The sequence below is a fragment of the Chryseobacterium foetidum genome, assembly GCF_025457425.1.
Lineage (GTDB): Bacteria > Bacteroidota > Bacteroidia > Flavobacteriales > Weeksellaceae > Chryseobacterium > Chryseobacterium foetidum.
The window spans coordinates 3066912-3091224 of sequence record NZ_JAMXIA010000001.1 but is presented as its reverse complement, the minus strand read 5'-3'; the positions used below and the strand labels follow the sequence as shown (position 1 = coordinate 3091224).

General features: G+C 34.6%; 27 protein-coding genes and 1 pseudogene. 2 read left to right on the top strand and 26 right to left on the bottom strand.

All coding sequences use genetic code 11. The annotated features are described in order from the left end of the window. Nucleotides 1-31: 31 nt before the first annotated feature. Complete coding sequence (locus tag NG809_RS14410) at nucleotides 32-2902, bottom strand: M16 family metallopeptidase (protein ID WP_262151780.1); 2871 nt, start codon at nucleotides 2900-2902, stop codon at nucleotides 32-34. Between the two features lie 179 nt (nucleotides 2903-3081). Here NG809_RS14410 and NG809_RS14405 point away from each other — a divergent pair, with 179 nt between their 5' ends. Both NG809_RS14405 and NG809_RS14400 read left to right on the top strand, forming a co-directional pair. Beyond that, a complete protein-coding gene (locus NG809_RS14405) occupies nucleotides 3082-3633 on the top strand; it encodes a DUF4256 domain-containing protein (protein WP_262151778.1) in 552 nt (183 codons plus the stop codon). Between the two features lie 518 nt (nucleotides 3634-4151). Then, nucleotides 4152-4538, top strand: coding sequence for an immunity 22 family protein (locus NG809_RS14400; protein WP_262151776.1), 387 nt, complete (start codon nucleotides 4152-4154; stop codon nucleotides 4536-4538). Nucleotides 4539-4555: 17 nt separating this feature from the next. Here the strand turns inward: NG809_RS14400 and NG809_RS14395 are convergent, their stop codons facing one another. From NG809_RS14395 to NG809_RS14270, 25 genes and pseudogenes are all read right to left on the bottom strand, one after another. Next, nucleotides 4556-5299, bottom strand: a complete 744-nt coding sequence (locus tag NG809_RS14395) for a hypothetical protein (protein WP_262151774.1) — start codon at nucleotides 5297-5299, stop codon at nucleotides 4556-4558. Between the two features lie 53 nt (nucleotides 5300-5352). Then, nucleotides 5353-5490: a hypothetical protein gene (locus tag NG809_RS14390; RefSeq protein WP_262151773.1), complete on the bottom strand. Its 138-nt coding sequence runs from the start codon at nucleotides 5488-5490 to the stop codon at nucleotides 5353-5355. Between the two features lie 55 nt (nucleotides 5491-5545). Then, nucleotides 5546-8413: a DNA polymerase I gene (polA, locus tag NG809_RS14385; RefSeq protein ID WP_262151772.1), complete on the bottom strand. Its 2868-nt coding sequence runs from the start codon at nucleotides 8411-8413 to the stop codon at nucleotides 5546-5548. Nucleotides 8414-8702: 289 nt separating this feature from the next. Then, nucleotides 8703-9266, bottom strand: coding sequence for a hypothetical protein (locus NG809_RS14380; protein WP_262151770.1), 564 nt, complete (start codon nucleotides 9264-9266; stop codon nucleotides 8703-8705). 5 nt (nucleotides 9267-9271) lie between these two features. Next, a complete protein-coding gene (locus tag NG809_RS14375) occupies nucleotides 9272-10153 on the bottom strand; it encodes a PAAR-like protein (RefSeq protein ID WP_262151768.1) in 882 nt (293 codons plus the stop codon). Nucleotides 10154-10155: 2 nt separating this feature from the next. After that, complete coding sequence (locus NG809_RS14370) at nucleotides 10156-10536, bottom strand: hypothetical protein (RefSeq protein ID WP_262151765.1); 381 nt, start codon at nucleotides 10534-10536, stop codon at nucleotides 10156-10158. 47 nt (nucleotides 10537-10583) lie between these two features. Beyond that, complete coding sequence (locus NG809_RS14365) at nucleotides 10584-10994, bottom strand: SMI1/KNR4 family protein (RefSeq protein ID WP_262151764.1); 411 nt, start codon at nucleotides 10992-10994, stop codon at nucleotides 10584-10586. A gap of 10 nt (nucleotides 10995-11004) precedes the next feature. Beyond that, nucleotides 11005-11544, bottom strand: a complete 540-nt coding sequence (locus NG809_RS14360; RefSeq protein WP_262151762.1) for an HNH endonuclease — start codon at nucleotides 11542-11544, stop codon at nucleotides 11005-11007. Between the two features lie 212 nt (nucleotides 11545-11756). Beyond that, the gene (locus NG809_RS14355) at nucleotides 11757-12194 is read right to left on the bottom strand and encodes a hypothetical protein (protein ID WP_262151760.1); all 438 of its coding nucleotides are present in this window, start codon (nucleotides 12192-12194) and stop codon (nucleotides 11757-11759) included. Between the two features lie 3 nt (nucleotides 12195-12197). After that, nucleotides 12198-12761: a hypothetical protein gene (locus tag NG809_RS14350; protein ID WP_396124921.1), complete on the bottom strand. Its 564-nt coding sequence runs from the start codon at nucleotides 12759-12761 to the stop codon at nucleotides 12198-12200. 223 nt (nucleotides 12762-12984) lie between these two features. After that, nucleotides 12985-13575 (bottom strand): SMI1/KNR4 family protein, encoded by a 591-nt coding sequence (locus NG809_RS14345; RefSeq protein WP_262151758.1) that lies wholly within the window; start codon nucleotides 13573-13575, stop codon nucleotides 12985-12987. Between the two features lie 10 nt (nucleotides 13576-13585). Next, nucleotides 13586-13984, bottom strand: coding sequence for an HNH endonuclease (locus tag NG809_RS14340; protein WP_449727700.1), 399 nt, complete (start codon nucleotides 13982-13984; stop codon nucleotides 13586-13588). 175 nt (nucleotides 13985-14159) lie between these two features. Further along, nucleotides 14160-14597: a hypothetical protein gene (locus tag NG809_RS14335; RefSeq protein WP_262151756.1), complete on the bottom strand. Its 438-nt coding sequence runs from the start codon at nucleotides 14595-14597 to the stop codon at nucleotides 14160-14162. A gap of 137 nt (nucleotides 14598-14734) precedes the next feature. Next, nucleotides 14735-15124 (bottom strand): hypothetical protein, encoded by a 390-nt coding sequence (locus tag NG809_RS14330; RefSeq protein WP_262151754.1) that lies wholly within the window; start codon nucleotides 15122-15124, stop codon nucleotides 14735-14737. A gap of 161 nt (nucleotides 15125-15285) precedes the next feature. Beyond that, nucleotides 15286-15759, bottom strand: coding sequence for an Imm30 family immunity protein (locus NG809_RS14325; RefSeq protein WP_262151752.1), 474 nt, complete (start codon nucleotides 15757-15759; stop codon nucleotides 15286-15288). Continuing rightward, nucleotides 15756-16283 (bottom strand): annotated as a pseudogene (locus NG809_RS14320) (hypothetical protein); the annotation flags it as partial. The gene NG809_RS14325 and the pseudogene NG809_RS14320, both read right to left, overlap by 4 nt. Before the next feature lie 123 nt (nucleotides 16284-16406). Beyond that, complete coding sequence (locus tag NG809_RS14315) at nucleotides 16407-16973, bottom strand: DUF6707 family protein (protein ID WP_262151750.1); 567 nt, start codon at nucleotides 16971-16973, stop codon at nucleotides 16407-16409. Nucleotide 16974: 1 nt separating this feature from the next. Further along, nucleotides 16975-18588 carry a polymorphic toxin-type HINT domain-containing protein gene (locus tag NG809_RS14305; RefSeq protein WP_317619151.1) on the bottom strand — a complete coding sequence of 538 codons (1614 nt, stop codon included), beginning with the start codon at nucleotides 18586-18588 and terminating at the stop codon, nucleotides 16975-16977. Nucleotides 18589-18592: 4 nt separating this feature from the next. After that, nucleotides 18593-19399: a hypothetical protein gene (locus tag NG809_RS14300; protein WP_262151749.1), complete on the bottom strand. Its 807-nt coding sequence runs from the start codon at nucleotides 19397-19399 to the stop codon at nucleotides 18593-18595. 6 nt (nucleotides 19400-19405) lie between these two features. Further along, nucleotides 19406-19807: a hypothetical protein gene (locus tag NG809_RS14295; RefSeq protein ID WP_262151747.1), complete on the bottom strand. Its 402-nt coding sequence runs from the start codon at nucleotides 19805-19807 to the stop codon at nucleotides 19406-19408. Between the two features lie 378 nt (nucleotides 19808-20185). Then, entirely contained in the window at nucleotides 20186-21010 is an 825-nt protein-coding gene (locus tag NG809_RS14290; RefSeq protein WP_262151746.1) for a PoNi-like cognate immunity protein, read from the bottom strand. Between the two features lie 34 nt (nucleotides 21011-21044). Beyond that, the gene (locus NG809_RS14285) at nucleotides 21045-21308 is read right to left on the bottom strand and encodes a hypothetical protein (protein WP_262151744.1); all 264 of its coding nucleotides are present in this window, start codon (nucleotides 21306-21308) and stop codon (nucleotides 21045-21047) included. Nucleotides 21309-21415: 107 nt separating this feature from the next. Then, nucleotides 21416-21724: a hypothetical protein gene (locus tag NG809_RS14280; protein WP_262151742.1), complete on the bottom strand. Its 309-nt coding sequence runs from the start codon at nucleotides 21722-21724 to the stop codon at nucleotides 21416-21418. A 25-nt stretch (nucleotides 21725-21749) separates the two neighbouring features. Then, nucleotides 21750-23189: a hypothetical protein gene (locus tag NG809_RS14275; RefSeq protein WP_262151740.1), complete on the bottom strand. Its 1440-nt coding sequence runs from the start codon at nucleotides 23187-23189 to the stop codon at nucleotides 21750-21752. Nucleotides 23190-23422: 233 nt separating this feature from the next. After that, entirely contained in the window at nucleotides 23423-24313 is an 891-nt protein-coding gene (locus NG809_RS14270) for a hypothetical protein (RefSeq protein WP_262151738.1), read from the bottom strand.

Genomic DNA, 24313 nt, shown 5'->3' with positions numbered 1-24313 from the left:
TCGCCTTTCATTTTTAAAATTATCCGGAAAATCAGTGTCCGAAAATATCTTTTAAATCCAGTTCTTTAAATATTCCCATTTTTGAAACTGCCTCCATATTCAGATTTTCACTTTTTCCGATTAAAGCTGTGTTGAAATTCAGAGTTTTGACATGAGAATTATAAAAATCTTTCATTTCATTAAAATCAAGACTTTTAATCTGACTGTAAATATCTTTTCTGATATCGTAATTCACACCTAATTTCTGAAGCCTCAAAGTATTAAAGAAAATATTGGTTCTGGTAATTCTTGTGGACGCAATCTGCTTCAAAGCTGCACTTCGTGCATTTTCAAACTGAACGGGAACTTCGGGAAGTTCAGACATCAGTTCAGACATGGTATCTACAGCAATCTGCAGTTTATCTGGCTGCGTTCCGATGTATGAAGTCACATAATCAGGATGCGCAAGCTCAGAATTCGGACTGTAAGAGACGTAAGCTGAGTACGCTAAACTCTTACTTTCTCGGATCTCCTGAAAGACGATGGAAGACAAACCACGGCCAAAATATTCATTAAAAATATTAATCTTACCAAAATTGGAAAGACTCACCTCCTTCCCTTTTGCGATTTTACTCATTTCCATCTGAACCATATCATAGTTCATAAAATAAACATTCCCTCCCGTTTCAGGCTCAGGATATTCCCTTTTTACAGGTATCGATAGAGTTTCGTCCGAAATGTAATCCGAAATATAATTTTTAAAACTGATGAAATCTTTACCATAGAAAAAAATCTGATACGGATAGCTGAATATATTTTTTATTCTTGCAGTAAATTCTTCCACATTAGCGTTCAGAAGTTCTTCTTTAGAAATCACGTCGGTAAATCTTGAATACGCTCCCAACTTTGTATAATTGGTAAGAGCCTGCATGATTCTGTTTTTATCTTTTTTTACTGCAATTCTGTTTTCTAAAACGGTTTCTGCAAACTGATTGTAAATCTCCTGATCAGACTGCACATTCTGCATCCAATGTTGAAGCAGCTGAATCCCTTTTTCAATATTTTCTTCTAAACCAGAGATTGAAATCGTCAGTTGATCATTTGTGGTTTTAAAATCATTACTGATTCCGATTTTGTAGAATTCTTTCTTCAGCTCATCCGGTGAAAAACGGTCTGTTCCAAGATATTGCAAAACCTGAGTTGACAGTCCCAAATCTCTGTCGTGATCGCTCCCCAAAGGCAAAATAAAATGCACCTGTGCAATTTCGTTGTATTTATTTTTAACGAAACTGAGTTTTTTTGAAGCGACAACATCGGTAGCGATTTCTTTCTGATAATCAATAAATTCAGGCTGAATGTCTTCCGTTTTATCTTCCAGAATTTCTGTAAGAAAATCAGACTGATCATCACGGTTTATTTTAACAGCTGTAATTCGGGGGTTTTCAACTCTCAGAAGATTTTCATTAATGCCTTTTTCTTTATAAATGATGACATAGTTATCTTTAAAAAATTCCTGCGCAAAAGTGACAACATCATCTTTGGTGATCGCAGCATAATCATTCATTTCATTAAGTTCCTGTTCCCAGGTTCTACCTTTGATGTAAGTATCATAAAGATTGGTAGCCAAACCTTCGGCTGTTTCCAGGGCTTTCATTCTCTGAAGTTTAAAATCGCTGATGATTGCAGGAAGCATCCAATCCGGAAACTCACCGGTTTTAATCAACTCAATCTGCTCCAGCATCATTTCTTTAGCCTCATCCAATGTCTGAGACTCTTTCGGAACGCCTACGAGAGAAAAGTAGCCGTACTCTTTCAAACCTAGAGAATAAGCCTGTGCCCAAAGTAATTTTTGGGTCTGGTTGACGTTTAAATCCAATAAACCTGCCTCGCCTCTGTTGCTGAGAATATTGACAACAACATCGGCAAGAATTGCTTCTTTTGTACCATAGCTGTCTGTACGCCATGCCAGCTGAACTCTCGGCGTAGTGGGACTTGCGACTGTTCTTGCGATAATCCCGGTAATTGGTTTTTCAACAATTTTATTTTTTGGCGGAAGCTCACGATAAGGAATATTTCCAAAATACTGATCGATCAGCTGTATGGTTTTGTCGAAATCTAAATCACCAACCAAAACAAATGCGTAATTATTGGGAACATAATATTCTTCAAAATATTTATGAATAGCCTTCATAGAAGGATTTCGCAAATGCTCAGCCTTACCCAGCGTAGTTTGCTGACCGTTGGGATGGGTAGGAAAAAGAGCGTCCATCAGTTCATAATTTACCAGGCGGGAATCATTATCCTGCGCCCTGTTGAATTCTTCGTAGACAGATTCTAATTCAGTATGAAAAAGCCTGAGAACCATTCCTGAGAAGCGTTCTCTTTCTACTTTAAGCCATTTTTCGAGCTCGTTGGCGGGAATTACATTTTTATAAACTGTTTCATCAAACCAAGTATGAGCATTGGTTCCCGAAGCGCCGAGAGAAGAAATCGCCTTGTCGTATTCGTTTGCGATGGCAAATTTGCTGGCTTCCTGAGAAACCTCATCAATTTTGCGGTAAATTTCTTTCTTCACTCCGGGATCTTTTTCTGCCTTGTGCTTTTCATACAGATCTGCAATTTCACTGAGAAGGATTTTTTCTTCTTCCCAATTCTTAGTTCCTATTTTTGAAGTTCCCTTAAACATCATGTGTTCAAGGTAATGGGCCAGCCCGGTATTGTCTGAAGGATCGTTATTGCTGCCTGTTTTTACAGGGATAAACGTCTGAATTCGTGGAGCATCAAAATTCTGCGCGAGAAAAATCTGCAGTCCATTTTTTAACGTGTAAATCCTGACTTTGTTTTCGTCCTGACTCACCGTTGTGTACGGAAAATCTAATTCTAAAGCCGGAGCTGCAATCTCTTTATGTATAATCGTATTCATTAAATTTAATCGAAGGATTAATACAAATTTACCGAAAATAATGAGAACTTTGATAGATAAAAATTTTTAAATAACTCACTGTTAATTGGAAATTTCTATTTAAAATGTACGTATTTGTGTTTAAATTTGGTTAAATTCACTTTTAAAATTTCGAACACACCAAACTAACTATATGCTTTATGACCAAAAAAAAACTGTCAGAAAAAGAAACTGATAAGATTCTGAACATTCTGAAAGCAAGAATTCAAAAAAACAGATTTAATCTGAAAAATCCAGACTGGGACGCGATCGAAAAAAAGCTACGTGCAAATCCTGATAAATTATGGAGTCTTGAGCAAATGGAAAAAACAGGCGGAGAACCAGATCTTATAATGATCGATAATGCAATCGTTTTCTGTGATTGCTCGAAAGAAAGCCCAACGGGAAGAAGAAGCTTCTGCTACGATCACGAAGCACTTTTAGCACGAAAAGAAAACAAACCACAAAACTCTGCTGTTAATGCTGCACAGGAAATGGGTATAGAACTCTTAGACGAACAGCAATACCGACAATTTCAAACCCTTGGTAAATTTGACGAAAAAACTTCCAGCTGGATTAAGACGCCACGTCACATACGGAAACTAGGTGGAGCATTGTTTTGTGACCGCAGATATGATTCTGTTTTTCTTTACCATAACGGCGTACAGTCTTATTACGCAGCAAGAGGATTCAGAGGTTTTGTAACAATTTGAGATAAAAAAGCTGCGTTATACACGCAGCCCCAACTAAAAACTAAAGCTTATAAATTATATTATTTAAAAACTTTATCTAAAAAAACATTTCTTTAAAGTAAAAACAAGTTATCCTATCAATTTTTCAGCCAAAAGTTGAGATATTTAGCCGTGTGTTTTTAGAATCCTTCTAAGAATAAACTTGTTGATGCAAAAATAATTCGCTCAATGAATAATTTATTTGCAAAAAATTACAAATAATTTGTGATTTTAAACATAGAATCTTTAAAATAATTACAGTATTTTTTCAATATATGCAAAACATAATCGGTATTTTATATTATTAATTTCATAAAATACGCTGAATTTTGCGAAGTATTTTGAATTGTAATTTTAATATTACAATTATCATATACTACAAATCTATCAAGTTGATTTGATATTCAAGTAAAAATAATTATTAAATATTAACATTGCCCTATTTGAATTTTTGGAAAACGAGAAGGATTATTTTATCTTTGAAATTTCAAAGCGATATTATGGATGTACAGACTTTAGATTTTTGGGTAGGAAATTTCAGAACGGAAGAAGATTTTTTCCAATTTGTAGAGGAAGATGAAAATTACTATATAGAGGAAGAATCTGATGACACATATATTTCAAAATTTGCTGAATCTCAGGAAACCGTTTGGTTTGATCAGGATTTGATGGAATATGGTTTCGAACAAAGCATCCAGCATTTTTCCGAATATTCTTTTGCCGAGCAGTGGCTTCCGGTTTTATACAACAGAATTAATGAGATGAATCTGAAATTTGATATTAACTCGCTTGTTTTCGTAAGCCAAGGACAAATTCCTCAACCGAAATCTGCAGAAAATGATGAGTTTTCTTTGGTTTATTTGGGTGGGATTGAGTTTGAATATTAAAATTTTAAAATCCAAATTTACTTTTTTACAACATCATAAAAGTACGGCGGTCTTACGCCCATCGGATAAACTACAAATCCACCTTTATTTGAAAAGAAAGTAATAAAACCATCTTCTTTAGATTCATTTGGATAAAATATTACTTCAGCAGATTTTATTTTTGAGGAATTTTCCTCAATTTCTCCAATTTCGTAATGGTCAAATATGAAAGGATTATCTACAGGAAAATCGTAGTATATAATTTCTTTTTTCGCCAAATCTATGCTTGCATTTTGTTCTTTATCTAAAAATAATTGATGATGTTTTAAATAATTTTCGATATCATTTTTATTTCTAAACGGGATAAAAGAAGCATCCGGATTGGCAAACAAAACATCATTCAACCGATCAACTTCTAAGCCAAGCAAAGTGAGCTTTTTCTGGTTTAATCTGAAATAGAAATAAAACTGTTTCTTGTGGTTTTTGCTTATTCCTATCGCCCAAAAATTACAAAGCTTCTCCAGTTTTTTATATTCATCAAAAAAAGATTGTGGATGAGAATTATAAGAATTATCAAAATTTTTCAGTGAAAAACTGTTCTTATTTTTCTGTACAAAAAAACCGGTTTTAGAAAATTTGAAATCACCTAGGTATTCAGGAAAATCTTCAAATTTCACATTTTCAGATAAATCTATGTCTAGCCAGTCTATTTCAGATCCTATTTCCTTTAGAGCAGTGATGATTAGATAAGGCCCGTCATGATAATACATGACCATTCCCATACCTTCATCAATATATTTATTAATATTTTTCTCTTGATGAGAGTTAAAATCTTTTACAAAATCTTTAAAATAGCTGTAGAATCACTTTCTTTTTTTGCAGAATCTGTGACCAAAATTTCAGTTTTTTCCAGTTTTGCTACAACAGCACTATTTTTATTATTCAGATAAAAATAAATGATAACTGATATCATTATTACAATACCCAGAACAAAAAAATATGTGCCTTAGTTCTACTCATTCTATCTCTTAATGCGCTTCCAGCCAGTTCTTCCCTACTCCAACCTCAACCAGTAACGGAACCTGAGTTTCAATGGCATTTTCCATTTCGGTTTTTATGATATGCTTGGCGACTTCAACCTCATCAACCGGAGATTCGAAAATTAATTCGTCATGTACCTGAAGCAACATTTTGGTTTGCAGTTTTTCTTTCTCTAATTCTTTCTGAATTTTAATCATCGCCATTTTTACCACATCGGCAGCACTTCCCTGAATTGGAGCATTCACGGCATTTCTTTCGGCGTGAGCACGCACCACAAAATTACCGGAATTGATGTCTTTTAAATGACGTTTTCTTCCTAAAATGGTTTCCACATAACCCTGGTCACGGGCGATCTGTACCTGTGAGGCCATGTAAGCTTTTAATTTTGGGTAAGTTTCATAATAGGCTTCGATCATTTGTTTGGCTTCAGATCTTGACAAACCGGTTTGCTCTGCCAAAGCAAAAGCGCCCTGACCGTAAAGAATCCCAAAGTTGACCGTTTTTGCCTGTCCACGCTGGGTTTTTGAGACTTCTTCCAACGGAATATTAAATAATTTTGCAGCCGTAGAAGCATGAATGTCTTCACCATCCTGAAACGCTTTGATCATATTGTCTTCACCGGAAATTTCGGCAATCAAACGCAGTTCGATCTGAGAATAATCGGCAGAAATAATTTTCTTTCCTTCACCCGAAACAAAAGCTCCACGGATTTGCTGACCTCTCAACGTACGGATCGGAATATTCTGTAAATTCGGGTTTACACTTGCCAGACGACCTGTAGCAGCCGTGGTTTGCGAGAAATTGGTATGAACACGTTTATCATCTTTATCAATCTGCGACGGCAACGCATCCACATAAGTTGATTTCAGCTTCTGATACGTTCTGTACTCTAAAATGTGCTGGATGATCTCATGCTTCGAAGATAATTTCTGAAGAATATCTTCCGACGTAGCGTATTGTCCGGTCTTAGTCTTTTTGGCTTTTGGGTCGAGCTGCATTTTTTCAAACAAAACCTCACCCAACTGTCGCGGAGAATTCATATTAAATTCTTCACCGGAAATTTCAAATATTTTGGATTCCAACTGTCTTAAATCATTATCAAGATCGATGCTTTCCTGAGCGAGCCATTTTTCATCCAAAGAAATTCCTTCCAGTTCCATTTTTGCTAAAACTTCCATCAAAGGCATCTCGATTTTGTAGAACAGATCTTCGAGATTTTCTTTCTTTAACTGTGGCGCAAACAATTCATATAACTGGAAAGTAACGTCAGCATCTTCGGCAGCATAATCCGTTTGTGTTCTTAAATCTGCATCTCTGAAACTTCCCTGATTTTTCCCTTTTTTACCGATAATGGTTTCAATGGAAACTGGTTTGTAATTTAAATAAACCTCTGAAAGATAATCCATCCCATGTCTGCCGTCAGGATTCAATAAATAATGGGCAATCATGGTATCGAACATGGCACCTTTTACGGTCATGTTGTACTGCTTCAGAACTTTATAGTCGTATTTTAAATTATGAGCTATTTTGATTAAATCTTCCTTTTCAAAAAACGGTCGGAATATTTCCAGGGTCTGCAAAACTTCACCCTGATCTGCTGAAAGCGGCACGTAATAGGCCAATCCTTTTTTGTAGGAGAAGCTCATCCCTACCAATTCGGCTTCCAGTTCATTTAAAGAAGTTGTTTCGGTATCAAAACATACGGCTCTTTGCTTTAAAAGATTCTGAACTAATATTTTCTGAGCTTTCGGGTTGTCTACAAACTGATACAGATGATCATTTTCCGTAATGGTTTCTTTGGTAGAAGTTGCCTGATCGAGTTCTTCAAAACTGGCAAAAAGATCGAGCTGTCCGACATTTCTGGCAACTTTCTGTTGCGGAGTTTCGGATGAAGACACCTCTGTTTCACTGATAATAATGCCATCTTTCTCCACAGCTGTCGTTTTTACGGTAAGTGTTTCCGCTGGTGCGAATGCTCTGTACAAATTTTCATAAAGTCTCCTGAATTCAATTTCGTCAAAAATTTCTTTTACTTTTTCGAAATCAGGCGTTTCGAGATCGTACTGTTCCTGATGGAATTCTACGGGAGCATCGCAGATGATGGTGGCTAATTTTTTAGATAAAATTCCACGTTCCGCAGAGGCTTCAATTTTTTCTTTGATTTTTCCTTTAAGCTGATGCGTATTGGCCAAAAGATTTTCAATGCTTCCAAATTCCTGAAGGAATTTCATGGCTGTTTTTTCGCCTACGCCATCCAGTCCAGGAATATTATCCGAAGAATCTCCCATCATCGCCAAGAAATCAATAACCTGCTTTGGATTTTCGATTCCATATCTGGCTTTTACTTCTTCTACTCCTAAAATTGAAATTTCACCGCCTCTGAAACCCGGTTTATACAGTTTAATTTTGTCAGTAACCAACTGGGCAAAATCTTTGTCTCCACTAACTATAAAACTTGTATAATTTTCCTTTTCTGCTTTACATGCAATTGTTCCAATCACATCATCAGCTTCGTAACCTTCAACCCCCAAACTTGGAACATGCATCGCTTCCAGAATACGATGAATATAGGGAATTGCAAATTTTATTGCTTCTGGTGTTTCACTACGGTTAGCTTTATAATCAGCATAGTCATTTGTTCGAATACTCGCCTGTCCGACATCAAAAATCACGGCTAAATGAGTAGGTCTTTCTTTTCTAATCAATTCAATCAAAGAATTCATAAAACCAAAAATTGCTGTTGTCTCCATTCCGGAACTTGTATACCTCTGGTTTTTTGACATTGCGTGATATCCTCTGAAAATCATGGCATAAGCATCGATAAGATAAAGCCTTTTGTCCTGTGTTGCGTCCATATTATGAATAATGAGCAAATATAAGAAAATGGGATTGTTTGGGGTGGGTTTTTATAGAGCAAAAAGAATTTTACAGATTATAAATTTTACAGATTACTTAAGTAATATAACAAATACCTAATGACTTTGGTATCGCATCAAAGTAGCCCTTTTTTCCAATTCCGCTAGCTTATGCAATTTTGAAATTAGATTTTGCAGATTGACAATACTTCTTTTCTATATATGAAAAGCCGAGGCATCAGGATATTTATTTTGGTTTTAATACCTTTTTTCTGTTTTTCATTCAAAATTATTTTTCGAACATATTTTTGAATTCTTCTTTTGGCATAAAAAATTTCAGATACTGTTCTACGAAGATAAGGTTAGCTTGTTCTGAAACTTTAAACGGATTTTTAGAGAAACCACCTTGCAGATTTAGAAGATCTATAGCAAATATTGGTACTGGATTTTCTTTTGTTCCATATTTTTTTGATTGCAACTGATCTTGATTTATTCTTACACTTAATAAATCACCATTTTCATTTCTTCGCAGTACCATATGCCTCTCTTCTGAATTGGAGTCAAAACCTTTAAAAAACATCAGAGAAAAATGTTTATTATATTTTTCAGAGTAAAATAAGTATCTGTATAAAAACGCAGAAGGATTTCCTCTTCTACTTAATCCAATAATATATTGTGTGGAAGACCTCTCCACCTCTGGCTTCAATCGTACAGTATCGATAAATGAGTGATTAATGTATTCAGTGACATTATTTTCTGTAACATTATTTCCTCGAAAAAAAAGAAAATTTACTAATAAGATAAATAGGGGTATTCCGATTAATACTCCGATAGCATAGCCCATTTTTTTCATTAAATTTATTTTTTATTAGCAATGACTTCAATATTGTTCTTTCTATCTAACAGTTCTAAATCATCTGCTTTTGCAAACGTTTCATCTTGCAAACTATTCTCATAAACATTCACTGATTGCTCTAAAGCAAAGCCCACAACCGCTCCGCCTAGACCAAGTCCTACACCTTTCAATGCATTCTTCCAACCGTAGTCTCTGAATGAGCGGGATGCAATATCTGCTGCCAGTTCCCGGCTTGCCTGTCGCGAAGAATCACCTGCAATCCCAGCATTAATGGCATCAGTGCTATATTGCGTCATCTCACGTGTTACCGCCTGATTATGCTGTGTAATACTATACATTTCACTGCTTTCTTCAATGGCATCTGCACCCAGCCCTATACTTTCTTCAGTGATAGTTTCTCCGGTTTCAGATTTAAATTTGTCCATATCATAAGTCGAATTTTCACCGTCTTCAAATTTAATATCACATCCGATAGCTATCAGCATTCCGGGAATATTTGCTCCCCCTGTTAAACCACCAATCAATCCGGCACCAAATTTACTGAGCGCCTGAGCTGTTATTTCCTTAGCATTATTATTACTGATAAAGTCTGCTGCCTGCTGAGCAATAGCATCATCGACAATCAATGTAATTTTACCGCCAACACTGCATGCCATAAAAGAACTGTTCAGCAATGCATTTTTGTCCTGAAATAATACATTGGTATGAAAACTTTCCCAATTTGATTCTAGTGTTGCATCGCAATCGTGAGCTTCTCTATAAAATCCGTATGCAAGAGCACCCACTGCACCCACTGCACCTATCACAACACCAGCTGTAGAAGTAGCAGTAACAGCTACCGCCAAAAGTGCAGGGGCAGCAAGCCCCCCGGCAGCCAACCACATATTCATAGGTTTTTTACAAACAAATTTTTCAGCTGTATTTCTGTCACCAACGGAAGAAAAATACGTTTTTTATCTCCTTTAAATAAAACCGAAAACTGTTCTCTTTCAATTTTTGTGGCAATTAATTTTCTTGGATTTGGATTTTGCTGCATGGTACAAACTACCCATGTGTTCTTTTCATTTTCATCCAAATTAAAATTCAAAAGTTCACCAAAAGCCTTTCCAGTCTGTCTAGATGTATCAACAGTATTAGGAGAGGGTGTTGCTGCTTTATTTTCTAAGACTATATTTTGATAATCTGATGGAAATTTAATTCCAAAAGTTTCTTCGACTTTTTTCAAAGAATTGATGTCTTTCAATTCTTTTTTATGTAACCATTTCATTCTTGATTACCATCATATATTATATTTATTTCAATAACCTGAATAAGTTATTCATTATAAAAAGAATTTATAAAATCTGTAAACGATTCGGAGACTAAAATGTAATTTTTATCTTCTAAGAATTCAGCTTCAATAATATGTATTTCTCCATTCTCAGATATTAGGAAAACATTCCCACCATTATCATATGCAAATGGAATTTTTTTTTCGAAAATGATTCCGCTTTTTTTATAGTCTGCAATAATTTGTTCGATAGGCAAAGAACCATACTTTATTGAATTAAAACCATTAATTGTAAAGATATTTTTCACTCCTTTTACGTACTCGTAAGGTGGGTAACCACCATTATAACTCAGATAATGTTCTACAAAATCTTTAGGAAGATTAATCTCATTTGTTTTTTCAAATTCTAAAATCTCAAATCCAGTTATTTGTTGCTCTGTCTGTTCAAATTCCATAATATTATATTTACCAAGTTTTAAATGTATAGGAATTACCTGTAGCGGCTTTATACTGGCTACAACCTCCAACATGCGAAATTCCGTTATGAGCCTGTTGCTTCACCAATTGCATGGTTCCTGTATTAGTTACCGGATCATAATCATCTAAATGATGCCACACATATCCTTTTGGTGTACTTTTTTGCCCTAAAGCTGCCAAACTTGCAGCTTCGAAATCCGTCTTATAATCTCCAGAATATTGTATAGGTAATGTATTTTTTTGTCCTGGCTTTACAGGATACAGTGCGTCACTATTTGCATACTTTAATCCACCATTAGGCGTTGCTTCTACTCCATTAAAACTTCTATCTTTTACTTTTTGGAGTTCCTCTGCACTAGCATACCCATTATGCACCAAAATTCCATCCTCAGTCACATAATAATTCTCATTATCCTCAATATCAAAATTATACACTTTTTCGTAATGAGGCAAGGTTTCAATGCTGATAATCGTAGCGTAATCTCCATCTTTTAAATGTATGAAAGTAAGCTTTGTATGGTTAATCATAAAAAAAGCCTATCTTTTGAGATAGGCTTTCTTATCTTGTGAAAAATCAAATGTCGTAAGTAGATTACGCAAGCGTTATATTCATTGATGCTTTTACTCTTTTTCTATTAATACATCATTTTTTTAATGGCTAGATTCGTTATACAACTTAATAGCTTTGTTTTATTTTCATTATAAAAAATTTATGAGAAAATAAAAATGTGAGAGCTTTATTAAAGAATTTCACTGCTTTCAACAGGCGTATTTGATTTTACTATATTCCCCATATCGTCATAAAAGTTATATCGCTCAAACTGACAATCTTTTAATTCATAATTTTCTCCATTACTGACTGCGAAATGTTCTCCGTTTTTTATTTGTGCAGTTTCCACATCGAGCAAAGCAGCTCCTTTTATAATCTGCTGTCTCCATCCAATTATATCTTTTGAATATGATAATCCATAAAATCTTTTTTCATCTGGGGTGATTATGATAAAATTTTCATTCAAAACACCACCGTTTTTAGGAATCAATGGTGTATTAGCAGCTGCTATTGCATTAACAAAATTATCTTTATTAATTTTTCCAATATTGCTTTTAATGTGAATATATCTATATTCTCTAAGTTCAGATTCTTCTTTCCCAGGAAGATATATCTTCTCTACTTTCATAATTTAAGGCGTTATTTCAAATTTTACATTAGTGATGCCATTTTGACTAAAAACTTGTGAATAATGATCAGCTAAATCTTGGCTATTTGTATGATATATTACTTCATCAAATGCATTAGAATATTTTTTTGCCTGACTAAGCATTTTGTTTTGCTCTGTAATTGCCCAAGGCTTTGTATCAAGAGGATTTCTCAAAGATTTGTTCCAATCTTCCACAAATTTTGCTTCAATAGCTACTGTTTTACCATTTATATTAACAACATTATCTGCAACACCGTTAACTAATTGCCCATCTACTACCGCAGAGTACTGTCGTGAATTAAAATTTGCAGCGCCTCCATATAAATCCTGAATATCATCCTCATATTGTTGTGCTTTATCTATGGCTCTATATCGCCCATTATGCACCAGGATCCCATCTTCAGTCACATAATAATTCTCATTATCCTCAATATCAAAATTATAAACTTTTTCGTAATGGGGCAAAGTTTCAATGCTGATAATTGTAGTGTAATCACCACCTTTTAAATGTAATAAATCTCCGGCTCTGAGGTTTCCCGCTTCTATCCATTCATCATTGCAGAAAAATCTACATTACATTTGTATATTAAAAAGCAACCAAATCTTTAAGGTTGCTTTTTTTGTTTAAATATAACTATAGAAGTTTGTACAGAATAATGTTACCTTTTATTCAATTTTGTAAGTTATTGAACCAAAACTTTTGTTATTTTATGCAAATCACGCTATTACTAAATAGTTTCAATGGTAAAGAAATTTATTCCAATAAATACTATCCATTTAATAGTACTTCCCACTCTTCAAAAGAAAGAGGGGGTAAACCTTGTTTCTCTCTCTGCTCATTTTTAATTTTTACTGAAATTGGTGTAATCTTCACTCTACTATTCTTCTTTGCAATTTCAATCTCTTGTTGAGAAGGAAGCTCAGGTAAAATTAATTGGTTTGTATATTCTTCTATACTTTCAGCAACCTTTTTCGGCCATTTATCAACTCCCTCAAGTCCCCAATCATCAGTTTCATGAAACCAATAATAAAGCTCGTCAGACTTCTTGTTCATACACAATAAATCTCCGCCATCTATACTTCCTACAGGAAAAATTTCATCAGGCATTCTATTTACATACGTCTCGTAATTCTCTGATAAACTTTGGTATTTATCTTCTGATATTCCAAAAAAATAATTTAGATTAAATTCAAGGTTATTTTTTTTATAGAATGTTTTAACGGGCTTACAGACATTATAATCCAGTATGAGTTGCTTGAAGCTTATAGGAAGCTCCAAATCATATCTCAATTCAAAACCCTTAATTTTTCCAATCAAGACCTCTTTGTCTAATTCTACTAATGTTACTAATTTATTCATATTATTTATTTTAAGGCAAAGTTCCATCTCTTAGACCAGAGGCTCCTCCGGTATGTGGAAAATTACCGTTAATTGATTTAGGAACTAATTGCATTGTTAATCCATCTTCGACATGATGCCAAACATATCCTGCTGGAGTTTCCGTGTAACCTGCAGCTGCATTAGCTAAAGCTTCGTCATGTGAATACTTTCCATTCATACCTGTTACTGGACTAACTTCATCAATTGCATGTGGCGAAAAATCTGGATAACCTGCAGAATTATAAGTGACAGAATCTCCGTTAATATCTGTATAAGTTGTACTACCATCAGGATGATTGATTGTTTTGGAATGATCAATTTTTTTGTTTGTAGATGAAGGGCTTCTTGGTTTACACCCATTATGCACCAAAATCCCATTCTCAGTCACATAATAATTCTCGTTGCCTTCAATATCAAAATTATAAACTTTTTCGTGATTGGTTAAAAGAAAAAACAGACTGTATTTAAAACAATCTGTTTATTTTTAAAATCTCTATTTCTATTTTTCTGATAATTATTGAATAGATTCCGTTTTTCATTTATTAATAAAAGAATTAGAATATCTAAATACTATTTTTATTTTTTAAAGTATTTTTCAAAACTGTTGATATAAAATTTCCTTTATTTCTACTAAATGAAGCAGTAATTAAAGTATGCGGAGAAATCGGAGCCGGGACATTTTCACTTATAACTATCGGTAATCTGTAGTATGCATTTTTTTCATTATTTAAACCAATTTCCCAATGCCCTTCTAAATTTCGTCTAAATACACCTCCAATGTAGCAGACAACGAGATCAAAAATATCTTTATTTTCATCACTCAACAGATTCTCTTTTGTTTTAAATTTTTCTAATAACCATTCTTCAACATAATCTAATGAATCAACAGAATAATCTAAATCAACATTCATTTCTTCTCTAAAAATATTTACAAACTCTTCCTCCTTATCAGATAGAGCAAAAACCCATTCTTCAAAATCATCTTTCGTGATATTTTTCATTATATATTCATTTTATTATTTTACATGTACCACTCTTATACCTGCTTCTCTGAGATCGTCTAATAATGGTTGACTTGCACCACCTTCTATTCTCCATTCAATATCCCATCCTTGCTCAACGAGTTGTCGATCTCTCGCTATTTCTGATCTAATTTCTTCTGTTCTGGAAAAATAATCTCCAGTTTAACCTCTACACCACGCATATCATCAACATCTGCTATATCTAATCTTCTAGGTGTGCCATTAACGTCTACAGTTACTTCTCTTTTCCCCCAGCCAAGTTGATCTCTATATGCATCAGCCGCTGCATTTCCTCTTTTAGCGTTAAGCATATTTGCATTATAAACATTGCTCCATCTATCATAATTCCATTGTCCCCCATTCGCTTGATATTCTTCCCATCTTGACGCTTTATGTTCCGGAGAACCTGCAGCATACCCATTATGCACCAAAATTCCATCCTCAGTAACATAATAATTTTCATTACCTTCAATATCAAAATTATAAACTTTTTCGTAATGAGGCAAGGTTTCTATACTAATGATGGTAGTGTAATCGCCACCTTTTAAATGTACTAAATCTCCTGCTTTGAGGCTTCCTGCTGCGATTCATTCATCATTACAGAAAAATCTACATTTCGTATGTATATGAAAAAAGCAACCAAATCTTTGGTTGCCTTTATTTCATTCTAATATTGAAGCTTGTCTAGAATAATGTTGCATTTTATGCTAAATTTTTCTGGGTTTCTTTTAATTAGTCCTTTACTTAGTTTTTCTATAAATTGGAGGTCTATTTTTTTTAACGATTGAATGTTATTAATTAGCATCTTAAAAGATTCATCATTGTTTATTATTCTCAGAAAAAATGTTTCTGCCCAATCATAAGAATCATTATCTAATTTTTTTAAAAATGGGATAACATATAAAATATATTTTTCCAAACCCATTGTTTTGGAGAAATACTCAATAGCATGCACTGTTGAAAACATCACTTCATCATTTTCAGTAGCATCTAAAAATCCATTAAATAATTTACCTATTGAATGATGATCTTCTTTTACAAAAAGACTGTCTAGAGCATCTTGATAATTATCTATCTCTTCGTTGTTGCTCATCAACCTATTATCAATAAGTTGTTGCAATATAGTTTCTTCTGTTCTCATATTTTTTTATTTTCCAAATGCACTGGATATTTAGTTTGGTTTTGTTTAATTACCTCTAATAATGAATTTCGTATATTTTCATTATATAGCCCTTGCTCTTGATATATTCGTCTAGCATCTCTAATATCATGAGCCAATGCATCTCTCGGAGTCAGATTCCAATAATCTTCTTTTTGTGCTTGAGTCATATTACTACCATTTGTAGCAGTCTGTCTATGTCTTCCACCAACTCCAGGATGAGGATGTTCCATATTCATCGAAATTCCATCATTTCTTGTATAACCATCTATATTGTTTCTACTCATATAAGCATCAGATGGCATGTGATGAGGAGTAATATTGTCTCCTAATGAACCATTATCACTCAAGTCACGATAAGTTCCAACATTTCCTTCTCCGTCTAATATTCTATTTCCATCAGTTGCATCATCGGCAATCTCATCAACATTATTATACCCATTATGCACCAAAATTCCATCTTCAGTCACATAATAATTCTCATTATCCTCAATATCAAAATTATAAACTTTTTCGTAATGAGGGAAATCTTTAAAAGCTTAGCAACAATCTTTCCACTTTTTAATAATAAAATGAGTTTTTATCTTGATGATAAAAACTCATTTTATTATTAAAAACAATCAATAGTTCTATAAAAGATCTTTTACCTTTATAATATTTTCCGAAATTTCACTTTTTAAATTATCATTTTCAGACTTCTCTAATTCCTTGAAGGATTTAATAAAAAACAGTTCTTTTAAGTACGGGATTATTGATGCTACAATTAAATTTTCATCATTTTTATTTTCAGCTTCTTTAACCTTACTCTTATTTAATAACTGTCCCAAAAGCCTTCTCTGGAAAGCTTTATTTTTTATTTTATTTAAGGATTCATCGTTTCCATAATCTAATGTAGCTAAAATTTTATCTTTTAACTTTTCATTTTTAAAATCATCAATAAATAACTTTAACAAGATAATCCCTTCAACCCAAGTCCATTTATTGTAATCTCCATCAAATTTCATTTGATGTAATAAATCAAAAATTTGTTCCATCGAATTTAAATCTCCTATGAAATAGTAGCTATACGCTGCCATCATTAGATTTTTTAACGTTTCCGGGTCATTTAAATCATTCTTATCAAAATTTCGAAATATGTCAATGAAAGGCTTTCTATTTTCAAACGTATGCCTAATCTTTTCAAAAGTATTTTCCATATTAATCTGTAATTATTATTTTAACTATTGTTCCATCGGGATATTTTCGTAATCCATTTCCAATAGCACTTCCTGCACCCCTATTGTCTGAAGGATTTATGTATCTTACACTTGCACCATCACCTCCTTCAGTAAACATGGCCATTGGCCATTCATCTCTGTCAAAACCAGGTTTTGTAGGAATTCCATCCAATGATGCAGCTCTGTTTGCATCAGCCATTGTTCTGTCTATTGTTATTAAATCAGGATGACCATTCTTTATTGCATCCTCAATATGTGCTGCGGTTTCAGGATAATCGGACTTACTTATGCTAATTTCTAAATCGTGAGTTAACTCATCAACTTCCCTAACAGTGGCTTTTGGTTTATATCCATTATGCACCAAGATCCCGTCTTTGGTTACATAATAATTCTCATTGCCTTCAATATCAAAATTATAAACTTTTTCGTAATGAGGCAAGGTTTCTATGCTGATAACTGTAGTATAATCGCCACCTTTTAAATGTAATAAATCTCCTGCTTTCAGACTTCCCGCTTCTATCCATTCATCATTGCAAAAAAAACGGTGCTCGGGAGTAACACGAACAAATTCTCCGGTTGGTAATTCCATGGAGAGCATGTGCTGCGTATATCTTTCGTGTTTTGTAAGAATCGGTTTGTATTCCTCTTGTTTTGTTTCTTCATTGAAAGTGAGTACGAAATCTCCTTCATATAAATCTTCAATATTAGCCAATCCATTTTGGGTATGAACTTTTGTTCCTGCAGGAAAGCATACCAATGTTGCACCTTTTGCTGCAAAAATTCCTAATATAAGACTTACTCCACTCTCCTGTAATTTTTCAATGGCGCTTTTATCGCTGCTCCAAATATTGTACTGCTCATAGTATGCTCCTCCAATTCCCAGTCCACGCATGGTTTTACAGAAGAGTGAGGCATTTTTAAAACCTTTAAAAGTAAACTGCTCAATTAATTCTTTTCTTGCCGTATTGGCAAACTGTTTACCAAATTCACGCCCGAAAGTCATAGCAGTTTGTCGTGCTCCCGTTACTCCGGCTGCTGTGGTGGCTCCGGCGGCACCTCCCACCATTCCTACAGCTCCACGACCGGCAAGAAATCCGAAAGCAAAATTGGCTACGTGACCAAGATTGGTGAGGGCAGCACTTCCCCAGGCTTCCCATGCAGTTTCTTTTGGTGTAATCATTCCTCCTTCTGCAGGGCACATCATGATTGACGATAATGTCAGCGCTTTTTTATCCTGTATTGAAAATTGCTGAGCTGTTTCAGTCCAAACTCTCGTGGCTGCTGCTGCTTTACATTTCAGAGCTCCTATCGCAACTGCTGCTAAGATAGCTGCTGCAATAATTGCCGCAACCAGCCATCCCGGACCAGGAATCATTGCACAGATTCCCACAGCAATTCCCGCAACGGCTCCTGCTATAAATGCTGTTTTGCCCAAACAGATAAAATTATTGCCTTTCAGGGTATCAAGCTCTGTGGCTGCTTTATCCCCACTGAACGTAACGAAATCCTGGCTTGTGACTTTCATCTTTTTAGGAGACATCCCTTTGTCACAAACAACATAATGTTTTTCGGTAAGATATTGTTCGTCTGCCATACTGTTAGAATTCTAATTTCGTATCCATATAACAATGATAATAGAAGAATTCGCCCAGCTGTTCTGTAATTGTAAAATCAGACTTCAGCAAGATTCTGTCATCATATAAGTACTTTCCTTTTACTTTGTAATCGGGATGCATGTAACTGTCTTTTGCAAACTCCCGTAACCTTCGGATCATTTTATCATCTCTGATCATCATGCCATCAACATTCCATTCGCTCATCTGCTGCTCATTCAGTTTTTCATTAACCGAAATGTTTACCGGAATCACAACGCCGGCTCCAAATCTGTCCATGTCTTCTCTTTTCTGATAGCTTTTACTGCCTTCAGCAAGCGGCTCTTTTCCGAAAATATAGAAGAACTGATACAGAAAGTGAATGTATCTGATGCTTTTGATCTCCATTTCTTCATTGGTAAGCTCATACTCTTTGGCTCTGATTATTTCGTAGGCCTCGATTGGATGAGCATTGGTAAGCCAGTCTTTTACTTCTTTCCATTTATCACGAATCATTTCACCATTATAAATCTTTGCAATCTCACCTTTCCTGTTAACGCCCACTTCAAGGGTTTTGTAGATACTGCATACTTTATTGGTCATTTCAGCAATTTGTACGATTAATGGATCTTCGTACATTTCAAGATTATATTCGTTTTCGGTAATTTCAAAAATGTGATAATCTTCATTAGGATCTTTTCCTTTGTAAGTAACTGAAGTTTTAATATTAATTTTATAATTACTGTCTAAACTGTGAACTTTAGTTTTTCCACTAATATCTGTGTTATATAAATATGCTTTTCCTACTTCCATCAGAATTTACTTATTAATATTGACTTTACTTCCGTTAATCTGCACCTCAGTACTTCCTGTTACTTTTACATTTTTCCCTCCGACTGTCGTTTCATTAGTTGCGGAAAGATTGATCGACTGCGTTGCATCTACTTTAATTTCCTTACCATTGATTGTAATTTTACCTTCTTTATCAATGACAATGGTACTTGCTCCTACAACAATTTTAAATTCTGTACTTGCAGTAAGCGAAACCTTTCCTAATTTATCCATTTGCAGAACAGAGTTTCCACCCACATCAATCATACTTGTATTTCCAGCCTTTATGGAATTGTCATTAGCAACATTAACAGAATTATTATTTCCTACAGTTACAGTTTTATCATTATTGGTATTCGTTGTCGCATTTCCTGCCCCGTCAAATTTCATATTGGCACCGCCCTGATCGGTAAGGAATACCGAACCTGCACCATCATCCAGTTCCAGTTTATTACCACTTCGGCTGCTTAAACTTTCATCATTTTTTAATTCAGTTTGGAAATATTTTTTTTGTCACAAAGTTAGAAACAAGACAATCGTTTAAAATATTAATAGGACTTTAATATTTGCTTTAAAATAAGCAAAGAGCAGGTTTTGCCTGCTCTTACTCTTATAAAAAATTCTCTCTTTTAATTTATATAATTATATAAATTGATTACATTTCTCCATTTGCTCATAAAAAATAATTTGCATTTTTAAGTTGACTCTCACTATATTTTTCCGGATACATCAGATTCTGCAAATAGTTTATTCAAAAATTCTCTTAAACTATTTTATTTTATTTAACCAATGTACCATATCGTAGGGATAGTATTGATTATCTTTGAAACTGCTATCGTCCAATGCTAATATTTTTACAATTGCAGCAATTTCCCATGCCCAATACCCGGAATAAAAATCTGTTTTATGGCTGTCGTAAGATGTTTGAAGGTTCTCTTTTGTGTAAAAATACTTCTCTAATGATTCTTTTGCCAAAGTTTCAGATTCCTGTACTGATGAAGATTTTAATATCTGAGCCAGCTTCTGAATATAAATTTCAGCTGGAAATTGCAATTCTGTAGAAATGGGATGTGATGGATACTGAGAATGTATTAAACGGTCTAAAATATAATCTTCATAACCCTCTTCTACATACCGTTCGGATATTTTCTTGAAAACATCTTTCTCAATTCTTAGTAAGATACCTATAGACAATATTTTTAAACTAAATTGGTATGAACCATTAATTAAATCCTTATTGATACGTTCCTGGTAGTATTTTATATAATCTCTATAGTAAACTTGCCAATCTTTATCTATAGTGACTCCCATACTATACCAAATAGACGGTTTAGTATATATCCCTTCACTAAGACCTCTTGTACTATTTTTGATTCCACGTTCATTATTACTTTTTTTGGATTCCGCATACGCACTAAGTATCCTATCACTATTAGGTTTTATTCTCTCCAGAAAGTTATAAAAATATTGTGAACTCTGATTTATGTCTCTACTTTTCAATTCATTTATTTCTTTCGGAATCTCATTTTCCTCATTCTTCTTATTAATATTTTGTTGATTTTTTAAACCAAATAAATTACCAAATAATCCCATATTACAATATTTATAACAAATTTAACCAAATATACTAAAATAACCAGTCCATAACTTTTGAGCCAACACCACTTCCAATGATTCCACCAACTACTCCTCCTACAATACCCCCTACAACAACTCCTACGGGTCCTCCAACCGCTCCTATCGTGGCACCAAGTTGAGCACCAGCCCATGCACCAGCCGCACCACCGATTGCAGAACCTGTTGCCTGTTGAGTTTTGTCTCCAAACTCTCCTTCTTCATACGCATTCCCTTCACCATCTTTATGCTTACCTTGTCCTTCTTCACCTTGCACTTTATTTTAAGGAGCAGCATCCTCTTCTTTGGGTTGGTTGACATTCTAATTAAAAAAGCCGCCAAATTGACGACTTAATAGTGCTATTATTTTTTTACAATCTTTTCTTACCAATTATCGAAATTATTTATATCATCCAGTGTTCGAACTTGTGGAAATTCTTGCTCAATTTCTTCTTTTAGAAATGATTTAAACGTAATGTTTTCATTTTTCCTTTCATATAAATAGAGACCTTTCTCTTTGCTAAAAAACAAGCACGTTTCACTTTCATCTTCTCCTTCAATAAAACTCAGCAAAAAATCATTTGTTGGGTCTAAACCATTTTCTGTTGCAATTTCTTGAACATCCTTCCATTCATTTCTAAAAAGTTCGGTTAATTCCTTTACCTCTTCTTTATATAATTCTAAAGATATCATAATATTATAATTAAATTTAATTCTTTTATTTTAAAGGCGTTTTTACTGTATGAAGATGACCATCAAATGCTTTTTGACACATTGGACACATCGGTCTTGTAGCACCTATTTCTTCAACTGTCGCACCCTGTGCTTTTGCTTCTCTTAAAATGGTTTGTTCAGCATCATTTAATCTATTTTGAGAATTACCTTCTTCCACTTTATTTGTAACTACTTTTTCTGTTCCCGCAGCTTTTCTGATTCGTGGCGGAACGTAACCTTTTTTACCTGCAGCAGCCACCCAAAGCTCAGTAGATCCGTCGGCCAATTTAACCTTGGCAACTGAGTAAGTCGTTCTGCTCGCTTCACCTTCAGTCATGGTTTTCTGAACATCATCAATTTTATCAACTAATGAATGTTCATGAGCATTCCCTTTAACATCATTTTGTCTATTTTGTTTTTCATCGCCTTTCCCTTTATTTTGTGGAGCACTATCCTCGTCTTTGGGTTGGTTGCCATCTTCTTCTCTTGGCTGATTTCCCTTTTCTTCTCTTGGACTATTATTACCATCCTTATCTCCCTGAGGGGTGCCGTCTTCTGCTGGTGGTTTAGATCCTTTCGCCTTAATGTTTAACAAATATAAGAAAAGTAAATAATCGGATGGTTGCGCCTGACCTGTAAAAATTCTCTGTGCCATTCCAATTTCGGGAACGCCACCATTGAGCAGTGCTTCTCCGGCATCACCGGCATCCTGTACATTCCCATACGCATGCTCATTAGCCAGAGAATTTAATCCGAATAATGCTCTGCTTCCTCCCCAGATTCCCGTAAAACCTCCTGCAACATTAGACAATACACTTGAAAATGTGGGTGCTGCAATGGCAAGCGAACCGCCGGCGAGACCTGCCGCCAAAAAACCACCTGCTCCCACACCTGCTCCTCCCAAAGCACAACCTGCAAGCTGGGTTATATAATTGAAGCCACCTAAGGCAAGAGCATGTGTCCAGCTTTTTACTTCCGGAGCAAATTTTACAACACCACCAATAGAGCAGGCCATTGTACGGTCACCAGTTATTGCTGATGTACCGGTAAGAATCATATTATCTTTACTTCCGTCCCAGGTTCTGGCTGCTGCGTTTTTCTGTCCGCATTTCAAAGCACCATCTATAGCGGCTATTACACCTCCTGCTACACCTGCTGCTGCACCAATAGCCATCATTCCTATTAAACCAATAGCTGCTACACCACCTGTTCCTACGATCAAAGCTACTACCACTACCACTGCAACGGCAGTAATAATAGCAGCCAAAAGCATATTCTTGGTGCATCCGAAATCTATCCAGCTGCTGGTAGCTGTGTCTGCAACAGTGATATATACCTCACCGGAACTTTTCTTGTTGCTTTTTCTTGTTCCCTGCAGCTGTGCCGGAACCGCACCACTTGAGCACATCCAGAAGTCTTTTTCGGTAATGATTTTATTTCCCATGTCATACTTTTTTTAAAATTTGCTTTCTGGAATAGGTAATCCATCTATTTCGGTCTGCAATTTTTTTGAGTTCAAAAGCATACGTTTTCCGGATCTTAAAACTTTCGCTTTCTTGATTAAAATTTTTCTCAAAAAAAACACAAAATGCTTTTGAAGCTATAGCCTTATCATTAGAAAATCTAACCTCAAGACTGTACTTTCCAAAGGAAACTATTCTTTTGAAAGAACATGAATTAGTTTTTTGCTGTAAGGTATTCATCAGACATTTTGTATTTCAGGATTTCATCACTGTAAAAAGTGTATTTTAATTTAGCATAAAGCTCTTCAGGATGGGCTATTTCTTCTCTGTTTAAAGAAGCTTCGATAATGCGGCCTGATGACTTTTCTATTCTGTAAATGCCTTTCTCAATTAGAGATGTATCCAACTTTTTAGTATCAATCTGATTGGCAAACTGAATATATGCCCGGTTGTAGAAACCAATATTCAAAAGTAAAGATGGCTCCGCAAAAGATTCAATAATAATTTCATCTAAACTGAGCAGAGGATTATGCGCAAAAGAAAGATGATAACTCCAGTTTACGTTTGCTGAATTAAAAATATTTAATGAATTTTTGCTAAATCTTCCGGGAACTTTTTTACCATAAACCTTATTGAAGAAAATCAAAAAAAACTCGCTGCTCTGTATATTCTCAATCACTTTATTTTTGTTTGTAAATACATTATCATTAAGAATAATTGCATTTTTAATTTCAGGATTATTGGCTGCAATACTCTCCATCTCACGTTTAGTTTGGTTCCATTTAGACATGATAACATGCATATTCAACACCTCAATAATTGTACCTTCATGATTGATTTTGATATGAAGCTCATTATACAGTCGCGAAAACGCATTGGTAAGCGATGCAACTTCTTTAATTAAAGGATTATTAGAATTCAGCAGAATATGATCTAGCAATATGAGCTTTACATCGCAATATTCTTCTGAAATATTAAGAATACTGAAATCCCATCTCATTTGTGATGAAGATGTCATGTGTACATTTACTGCCTTAATATCAGAATCAATGACCAGTATATATTGTTCATTAAAGATTTTTTTAATCTCAAAGTTTTCGTTCAT